The sequence below is a fragment of the Nitrospirota bacterium genome, assembly GCA_040756155.1.
Classification (GTDB): Bacteria; Nitrospirota; Thermodesulfovibrionia; order JACRGW01; family JBFLZU01; genus JBFLZU01.
The window spans coordinates 3,636-12,172 of sequence record JBFLZU010000094.1; the positions used below are offsets into that span (position 1 = coordinate 3,636).

Annotated in this window: 10 protein-coding genes and 1 tRNA gene; 4 read left to right on the top strand and 7 right to left on the bottom strand. The window is 42.7% G+C overall.

Annotation, left to right across the window (positions count from 1 at the left end):
* The 4 genes from AB1488_09000 to AB1488_09015 all read left to right on the top strand — a co-directional run.
* The coding region (locus tag AB1488_09000) for an adenylate/guanylate cyclase domain-containing protein (GenBank protein ID MEW6410226.1) at nucleotides 1-666 on the top strand (666 nt) is incomplete at its 5' end.
* On the top strand, nucleotides 663-1,610 hold the full coding sequence (locus AB1488_09005) for a hypothetical protein (GenBank protein MEW6410227.1): 948 nt from the start codon (nucleotides 663-665) through the stop codon (nucleotides 1,608-1,610). The genes AB1488_09000 and AB1488_09005, both read left to right, overlap by 4 nt.
* A gap of 19 nt (nucleotides 1,611-1,629) precedes the next feature.
* Nucleotides 1,630-1,714 (top strand) — tRNA-Leu (locus AB1488_09010).
* Nucleotides 1,673-1,954, top strand: a complete 282-nt coding sequence (locus AB1488_09015; protein MEW6410228.1) for a hypothetical protein — start codon at nucleotides 1,673-1,675, stop codon at nucleotides 1,952-1,954. The genes AB1488_09010 and AB1488_09015 overlap by 42 nt, the downstream gene beginning before the upstream one ends.
* Nucleotides 1,955-2,005: 51 nt before the next feature.
* On the opposite strand, the gene AB1488_09020 is transcribed toward AB1488_09015, so the two are convergent.
* The 7 genes from AB1488_09020 to AB1488_09050 all read right to left on the bottom strand — a co-directional run.
* Nucleotides 2,006-2,263, bottom strand: a complete 258-nt coding sequence (locus AB1488_09020) for a translation elongation factor-like protein (protein ID MEW6410229.1) — start codon at nucleotides 2,261-2,263, stop codon at nucleotides 2,006-2,008.
* A 168-nt stretch (nucleotides 2,264-2,431) separates the two neighbouring features.
* On the bottom strand, nucleotides 2,432-2,887 hold the full coding sequence (gene speD / locus AB1488_09025; GenBank protein ID MEW6410230.1) for an adenosylmethionine decarboxylase: 456 nt from the start codon (nucleotides 2,885-2,887) through the stop codon (nucleotides 2,432-2,434).
* Nucleotides 2,888-3,013: 126 nt separating this feature from the next.
* Nucleotides 3,014-3,937: a metal-dependent hydrolase gene (locus AB1488_09030; GenBank protein ID MEW6410231.1), complete on the bottom strand. Its 924-nt coding sequence runs from the start codon at nucleotides 3,935-3,937 to the stop codon at nucleotides 3,014-3,016.
* Complete coding sequence (locus tag AB1488_09035) at nucleotides 3,937-5,163, bottom strand: ABC transporter permease (GenBank protein ID MEW6410232.1); 1,227 nt, start codon at nucleotides 5,161-5,163, stop codon at nucleotides 3,937-3,939. Before AB1488_09035 ends, AB1488_09030 begins: the two co-directional genes overlap by 1 nt.
* A gap of 16 nt (nucleotides 5,164-5,179) precedes the next feature.
* Entirely contained in the window at nucleotides 5,180-5,890 is a 711-nt protein-coding gene (locus tag AB1488_09040) for an ABC transporter ATP-binding protein (GenBank protein ID MEW6410233.1), read from the bottom strand.
* 2 nt (nucleotides 5,891-5,892) lie between these two features.
* Complete coding sequence (locus tag AB1488_09045) at nucleotides 5,893-7,119, bottom strand: efflux RND transporter periplasmic adaptor subunit (protein ID MEW6410234.1); 1,227 nt, start codon at nucleotides 7,117-7,119, stop codon at nucleotides 5,893-5,895.
* Nucleotides 7,120-7,175: 56 nt separating this feature from the next.
* Nucleotides 7,176-8,537, bottom strand: a 1,362-nt coding sequence (locus tag AB1488_09050; GenBank protein ID MEW6410235.1) for a TolC family protein, incomplete at its 5' end; no start/stop codon positions are given.

Below are 8,537 nucleotides of genomic sequence, written 5' to 3' on the forward strand. Positions count from 1 at the left end.
AAGATAAGAGAATCATTTAGCCAGTATGTGAGCAGTGAAGTCGTCGAAAAGATATACAGAGATGAATCAGCCCTTAAAGGACAGCGAAGGACTGTTACGGTTCTTTTCTCTGATATAAGAGGATTTACTACCATCTCTGAGAACTTAGATGTGGAATTGCTTGTTAATCTCCTGAACGAATATTTTTCTATGATGACTGATGCAGTATTCAAACACGGAGGCATGATAAACAAATTTCTTGGAGACGCTGTAATGGCGATATATGGAGCACCTGTTGATAACGCTGATCATGCCATATGTGCCGCCAGGACCTCTCTTGAAATGCAGGAAGGTCTCGAAAGACTCAACAGCCAATGGAAGGAGAAAGGAATTGTTTCTCTCCGTATAGGTATCGGTATTCATACTGGAGAGGTCTTTGCCGGAAATATCGGCTCAAGGAAAAGAAAAGAATATACCGTAACGGGAGATGCAGTCAACCTGGCATCCCGTATAGAGGGCTTAAACAAGGAGTTTTCAACATCCATTCTTATTTCTGATGACACATACAATCTCATAAAGGACTTTGTTGAAATAAGAGACATGGGTATGGTAAATGTAAAGGGGAGGCAGCAACCTGTGAGGGTGTATGAGTTAAAGGGATTGAGACATAAGGAGGGTAACCAATGAAGCGGTTTGCTTTTGCATCATTGATCTTTATGGCTGTGACAGTCATCTCTTATTCTATATCAGAGGCTACCACAGCAATCATCACAGAGATAAAATTGGGGCATGGGGCTGTAGAGATAAGGCATTCAAGGGGGAAAGAATGGAAGCCAGCACTACCACTTCAATCGCTCAATGCAGGAGATACCATAAGGGTATCGAAGGATGCAAATGTGGTAATTATGTTTTCGGGTGGAGAGGAAATCGTAAGGATAAGTTCAACGAATTCTCCCTATGAGGTTAAGGTGCAGAAGGCACCAAGTAGCAGAACACAGAAAGCTCAGGCTGTATTAAGCGAAGTAGCAGGTTTTCTTGCAGGTAAAAAGAAAGATGTCCTCTCAGCACCATTAGCCGTGAGAGGTCTCCAGCGACCACCTGCCATTATTAGCCCTAAGGACACTAAGGTGTCCATACAGTCTGTCTTTGAGTGGATCGGAACTCCAAGGATTCCTTACACAATAAGGCTTATGCATGAGAACACAAAAATATGGGAAAAAGTCAAAATATATAAAACACATATCGCTTATCCAAAAGACGAAAAGCCGCTCAGCACTGGAATCAGGTATCTCTGGGAGATAGAGACAGCAGGCTACCCTCCAGTGAATGCCTGGTTTGAGATCGCAACAGATTCAGAGAAAAAGGGCATAGAAGATGAACTCAGTTTTCTCAACGAACCAGACTACAGATCTTTTCCTAAATCTACTATCGCTGTGTTAAAATATGGAATTCTGGTATCAAGGGGATTTCATGCCGAAGGCAGGAATATACTGATAGAAGCGTTAGCTGCAGACCCTGATGAGCCTGTCCTACATATCCTACTTGGAGATTTTTATGATAATATTGGACTTAAAGACCTTGCAGCAGAGGAGTATGACGAGGCGAATTTCCTGACCACCAGAAAGCCGTAAGGAAAAGAGTTATTGACCTGCGAGAGTGGCGGAACTGGCAGACGCGCTGGACTTAGGATCCAGTGGGTAAAACCGTGGGGGTTCAACTCCCCCCTCTCGCACCAGCGGTAAACCCCGTTAGAAGACTCCGCCTTCTAACGGGAAGGCTCACACGGGGCATTAACCCCGTGTTCGCTCAAAAAGGAAAATTATTTTCATCCCCGCTGCAAGCCAAGTTAGAAGTTTTCTTTGGTAGATGTTCATGTCGTGATGATAATAGAGGCTCATTCAATAATGAACTTCTAACAGGGCAAGCAGCGGGGCATTCTAACGGGGTAAAATCATATTCAGAGAAAAACCTGTGACTCTTCTCCGTCCACCATTTACAGGCTCAAAAAAGCAGAATTACAGATATTTCACTCCTCCATTATTTTATAAACTACATCGTGCTCCCTTGCGTGCTCCTTTACCCTAATACCAACATGATCACCTTTTTTTACATGGTTTACATTCTTATGTTCAATCTGCATAGACTCTACTTTCTGGATAAAATTTGAGGTATGCCCCTTGATGTGAATAGTATCTCCAACTGCCAGTTCACCTTCCATGACAACTGCTGCTACTTCCAGATGGGTATAGTAGTGACTTATAATACCTATTCTTTCCTCTTTCATATTTCCCTCCTCCATCATTTCCTTCTTTAAAGATCGAAGAACAAATTTCAAGGAGAATGTTATCTTTCTCCATGTGCAGAGAAAAGGGATAACTTGTCGCAAGACTAAGGGGTACATACCTACCTTTAGTTAGGTACGTAATTTAAATAAATCCTTAAATATAATCCCTTATAATCTGCTCAAGAATATGGTATGGTTCCTGGAAGATCGCAAGACCTTCTGGGACTTACATCCTTTAGAGTTCTCTGCCTTATATGGGAGTCTTTCATTAGAGATTGAGAGTATTCCCCTCTTCATCTCAACAACAGAAGGGTTCTTACACTCGAATTTCTCTATGAGATAGGATGCAGCCTCTTCTGGTTTTATTGCATTGCCACATGTAAATATATCAACAGCAGCATAACCATACTCAGGCCAGGTATGGATGGATAGATGAGATTCGGCAATAACGACCATCCCGCTAATACCAAAGGGACTGAATTCATGAAAAGCCACATCTATAATGGTGGCTTTCGCTTTCTTTGCGGCGGATACCATTGTCTCACGAACAGCATTAATGTCAGATATGGTATTAGAGTTGCAGTCCCTCAACTCTATAAGCAGATGTGTACCTAACGCATACAATCCCCTACCCCCCTTCATCTTGGTCTTGAAGTTGAAATATCTTCAGGACCATTGAGAATTTAAAACTAAGCAAAATATAACAATATGCCATAATTTGTCAAGGAAATTTTAGTATTTTGGAAACTCTCAGAACCAGAATCCATCCCTGAGTATTCTACCATCATCAGAGACAACAGCCTCTGCTGTAAAGTGTCTGCCCTTTGAAATAAGGTAGTCAAACCTCAGGTCTTTCCACCTTACCGCAAATCCATCTTCTGTCTTCTCGGTTGTAACATACGGATACCTTGCAAAACCAAGAAAAATATTTACAGCCCTTGCCTCTTTTGAAGCATCTATAATCTCTGTGGTATCTGATTTTTTTAACGCTGAAAGAATACCTCTTTCTGGCAAAAGCACATCTATGTTGCCCTTAAGAAACACATTGTCTTTCTCCACTACTGCATGCCATCTGAATGGGTTTGCAGGATTCGGGAATGCACCATAACTTACCGATGCAGGGTATTCTCTTATCAGCGTATCAATTGCCTTTGTGTGTGAAACAAGCCTCACTCCCCAGTATAGTATGATGAGTATAAGGACAGCAGATGCAATCGTTATCGAGAGGTTTTTAAATCTCCAGATCATAAGTAATCCTGAGAAAAGAACCACATACATCCAGAGGTCAATGATAAATACCACATCCCATGCATACCAGCGGTCACTGAACGGGTAAAAAACCTTCGTTCCGTAAGCAGTAGTAATATCCATCAGGACATGAACCGATGTGCCGAGCAGAGAGAGCATAAAAAGGGGCATAAGCCTTGGGTATGAGGTAAAATATCTCACAATGAGAGCAATTATCAGTGAAATAATCACGATACCTATGATCGAATGGGTTGGTCCACGATGGTATTTAAGGAATATCTCCCTTCCCCAGAGCCTGGCGGCGTAATCAATATCAGGTGCTATAGATGCAGCAAGCAGGGTAACAGTCGCAATATTCCCCATCTTCTGTTTAAAACCTGCTGCAGATAAGACCGCACCTGTGAGTGTATGGGTTAAGGGGTCCATCACTCGTATCTCAGCGCCTCTATCGGGTCGAGGTTGGCTGCTTTTCTGGCAGGATAGAATCCAAAAAATACTCCAACCGCAGCCGAGAATCCAAACGCAAGAAATAGCGAACCTATTGATATTAATGTGGGCCAGTCGGCAAAATACGAAATCAGTTTTGATCCAATGATGCCGGATATTATGCCAATACTACCACCAATAAGAGCAAGAACCACAGCCTCGATTAAAAACTGCTTCATTATATCGCTTCCCTTTGCACCAACAGCCATTCTTATGCCTATTTCCCTGGTTCTCTCTGTTACCGAAACGAGCATTATGTTCATTATCCCTATACCACCAACTATCAGTGAAACTGACGCAACCGCACCTAAAAGAAGTGTCATAACCTTTGCAGATTCCTCTGCTGTTGAGAGAACCTCTGTAAGGTTTCTAACAGTAAAGTCATCCTCTTTTCTGGGTCCTATCTTGTGTCTCTGTCTGAGGAGTTCTGTTATCTGTCTTCCTGCCTCATCCATAAATTCTGGACCCTTTGCCTTAACAAATATCACCCTTACCATACCAAGAAATGCTGTGCCGAACAGTTTTTTCTGTGCAGTCGTAACAGGAACGACTGCAATATCATCCTGATCCATTCCCATTGGAGACTGTCCTTTTCTCGGTAATACCCCAACAACAGTAAATGGAACTTTCTTTATCCTGATAATCTGACCAACAGGGTCAATGTCACCGAAGAGGTTTTCAACAACTGTCTGTCCAAGAACAGCAACTTTTGTTGCCCCTTCCACATCCTGATTTGTAATTAATCTCCCTCTTAAAATATTCCATTCTCTTACCTCGAAGAAATCAGGGGTCTCTCCTCTCACCATTGTGCTCCAGTTCTGATTACCTGCAACAATCTGTGCTGTTCCTGGAAGCGATGGTGCTGACCGTTCAACAGCAGGACATTCGGCTGCTATCGCCTTTGCATCATCAACGGTAAGTGTTGGTGCTGTCCCTGCACCGAACCTGAGTCCTCCTGCGGTTGTAGCACCTGGTAATATTATAAATAGGTTAGAGCCTATACTGGCTATCTGTGCAGCTATCTTTGCCTTTGCACCCGAGCCAACAGCCACCATAGCAATAACTGCCCCAACGCCGATAATTATCCCGAGCATCGTGAGGGCAGAGCGCATCTTATTCACCCTTAATGCCTTTATTGCAATCTTTAGACTGGCTAAAAGATTCATTGTGGCCTACCAAGTGTCATGTTGAGTGAAGCAAAACATCTCTCTTTCCATCTTTCAAAATTTTACCATCTTTAAAAAATATAACCCTTTCAGCATACCCTGCAATATCGGCTTCATGTGTTACAAGGAGTATAGTAATGCCCTGTTCCCTGTTTAACACCTCGAATATCTTCATTATCTCAGCACTGGTCTTTGAATCAAGATTACCGGTCGGTTCATCGGCAAGGATTATCGCCGGTTCATTCACAAGTGCCCTCGCAATTGCTACTCTCTGTTGCTGTCCACCGGAAAGCTGGCTTGGATTGTGGTCTTCCCTTCCTGTAAGTCCGACTGCGTGTAGTGCCTTTAATGCCTTTTCCTTTCTTTCCCTGGCAGGTGTCCCGTTATAAAGCATCGGCAATTCAACATTCTCAAGTGCAGATGTGCGTGGAATGAGATTGAAGACCTGAAATACAAAACCTATCTTTTTATTGCGTATCTGGGCACGCTCATCCCTTTCCAGATTACCAATATCAGCACCTTCTAAGAGATAGATACCGCTTGTAGGCCTGTCGAGACAACCTATGATATTCATAAATGTTGACTTACCAGAGCCTGAAGCCCCCATTATAGCCACAAATTCACCTTTGTTAATTTTAAGGGTTATACCCTGAAGCGCAGGCACCTCTATCTCACCAATTATATATATCTTAATGAGGTCTTTTACCTCAATAAGTCTATCTCTCATATCTATCTGAACATGCGTGGCACGCCACCCGGAGGGTGTCCAGCGGCTGGTGAAGGTTTCATCTTAACGCCTAAAACACCTTCTACCACAACCTCCTGTCCTTCTTTTATATCGCCTTCTAATATCTCACTGAAGCTACCGTTACTGATACCTATTCTGACAGGTATCGCCTTCAATTTCCCTTTCTCAAGCATCCATACCTTCTGCCATGCTCTGTCTTTCTTATCTCTTTTATCACTTGATTCTTTTTTCTCAGGCGAAGAAGATCCCTTAGGTGGTCTGAACCTGAGTGCAGCATTAGGAACCTTAAGAACATTATCCTTCCGTGCAATTATAATTGAGACATTGGCTGTCATACCAGGCTTGAGTCTCAGATCAGGATTATCCACCCCGACAACTACATCGTATGTCACAACATTCTGAACAACGATAGGGGCATTTCTCACCTGTATTACCTTCCCTTCAAAAACCTTCTCAGGATAAGAATCTACTGTAAACTCAACATCCATCTCATCTTTTACCTTACCTATATCTGCCTCGTCCACATTGGTATCTATCTGCATCTTTGTAAGGTCCTGTGCGATAGTGAAGAGTGTGGGTGCCTGAAGGCTCGCTGCAACCGTCTGCCCTACATCAACATTCCTCGATATAACTATACCGTTAACAGGTGCCTTTATAACTGTATATGAGAGATTTACCTCGGCAAGATTGAGCGCAGCTTTTGCCTGTTCCACCTGTGCCACCGCAGAATTCACCTGTGCCACCGCAGAATCGTAATTGGTCTGTGCTGTATCAAGGTCACTCTGAGAGATTATCCCCTTTGCACTCAGTTCTTTCGCCCTCTCAAGATTCCTCTTTGTATCTGCTACCGCCACCTTTGCCTTCTCAAGATTCGCCTCTGCATTCACGAGATTAGCCTTTGCCTGATTTACCTGTGCTGAAAATGTAGATGGGTCGAGCCTTGCAATTACCTGCCACTTTTTTACAACAGAGTTGAAATCAGCATAAAGACTTTGTATTGTTCCTGAGACCTGACTCCCAACAAGTACTGTTACTATTGCATTGAGCGTCCCACTCGCAGAGACCGATGATGTAAGTTCACCTCTTTCTACCTTAGATGTCCTGTAACTCTTCTCTGCACTATCCTTTTTGCTGTAATACCACCATATCACTCCACCTATAGATAAGATAATAATTATTATAGTTATTATTACACCTTTCTTTCGCATTACCCCCCCAGACAGGTTCAAAGTTCAAGGTTCAATGTTTTTCCTGTTTTTCACTTTTAACTTTCAACTTTCAACTTCTTTAGTGTTATACCTGCCACCCTCTCTAAGTTTACCAGTGATTTATTATAATCTATCACAGCTTTTTTTTCATTACTTATCGCAGTCGCAAGTTCCTCCTGAAAGGTAAGAATATCGTGACTTGTGGACATTCCTACAGCAAACTTCTTCTCTTCGGCATCGAGTTTCTTCTCTGCAAGGACTCTTGCAGACCTCGTAGCATCAATCCTCTTGAGCGCCGCCTCAACCGCCCTTATCGCCTCTCTAACCTCAACAGTTATGGTCTGTTCTATGTTTGAAAGTTCAACCCTTGCCTTCTCCTCCTCGATTTTCGCCTTCATATAGTTGCCCTTTGCAGCCCTGTTTCCTATGGGTATTGAGAGGTTTAATCCGACTTCCCATGCGTAGTAATCTGTAGTCTTAACCCTTTCAAGATTTGAACCGTAATCTTTGTCAAGCCCATTTAACCCAATGCTGCCGAGGAGATTCAGGTCGGGGAGTTTCTGGTTCTCAAATAGCCTTTTATTTATCCCTTTATTTATTATCTCGGTCTTTGCCTGAATATAATCAGGGCGGTTCTCTATCGCAGCAGTAAACATCTCTTTTGGTTCAACCTTTACCTTTATGATAGAAGGCTTATCCACCGGTATGATGGAGACATCCCAGTTGTTCTTCAGCCCTGTGATTTTTTTAAGGTTATCCTCTGTATCGGCTACTGTTTTCTCAGCAAGGATAACACCCTCTTCTCTCGATGCCACACCAGCCTCTGCCTGTATAACCTCTATGGGAGCAAGTATCCCTACCTCTACCTTTGCACGGTTTCTATCAAGAAGGTCTTTCGCAAGTCTTAGTGAGAGCCTTCTTACATCAAGCTCTTCTCTTGCGAGAAAGAGGTCCCAGTAAGCCCTCTGGACATCAGAGATAACATTGATAATCCTGCTTCTTAGTTGATTTTCTGATATAGACTCATTGTTCTTAGAAATTATTATCCTCGAAAGATTCACATCCCTTCCGAGGTTTTTCAATAAAGGCTGTGTGATAGATAGTCTAATATCAGATTTGTAGTAGGGATTGATAATTGCCTGTGTTGAATTCGTTCTGAGTCGCTCATTGGTAAATTTTAACTCATATGTTGCACCTGTTAAGAGTTTCTGTTTAAAGTTGACATCTAAGTCTACAGTCCTCTGTATATCTTTATCACCTACCCCTGTGAGCCTCGATGCCCTCCGTGTTACTGAGTCGTTGTTTGTAAGTTCAAGACTAAGAGAAGGATCAAATACCGCCTCTTCAACCATTGTCTCTTTCTCTCTGACATCAGGATTATAACGCTCAATAGCTATATCGAGATTATTCCTTAAGGC

Bases quoted from the DNA above. Each gene is read 5' to 3' on its own strand.
- AB1488_09035 (MEW6410232.1), bottom strand. From the start codon at position 5,163: ATGAATCTTTTAGCCAGTCTAAAGATTGCAATAAAGGCATTAAGGGTG.
- AB1488_09045 (MEW6410234.1), bottom strand. From the start codon at position 7,119: ATGCGAAAGAAAGGTGTAATAATAACTATAATAATTATTATCTTATCT.
- AB1488_09040 (MEW6410233.1), bottom strand. From the start codon at position 5,890: ATGAGAGATAGACTTATTGAGGTAAAAGACCTCATTAAGATATATATA.
- AB1488_09005 (MEW6410227.1), top strand. From the start codon at position 663: ATGAAGCGGTTTGCTTTTGCATCATTGATCTTTATGGCTGTGACAGTC.
- AB1488_09030 (MEW6410231.1), bottom strand. From the start codon at position 3,937: ATGGACCCCTTAACCCATACACTCACAGGTGCGGTCTTATCTGCAGCA.
- AB1488_09020 (MEW6410229.1), bottom strand. From the start codon at position 2,263: ATGAAAGAGGAAAGAATAGGTATTATAAGTCACTACTATACCCATCTG.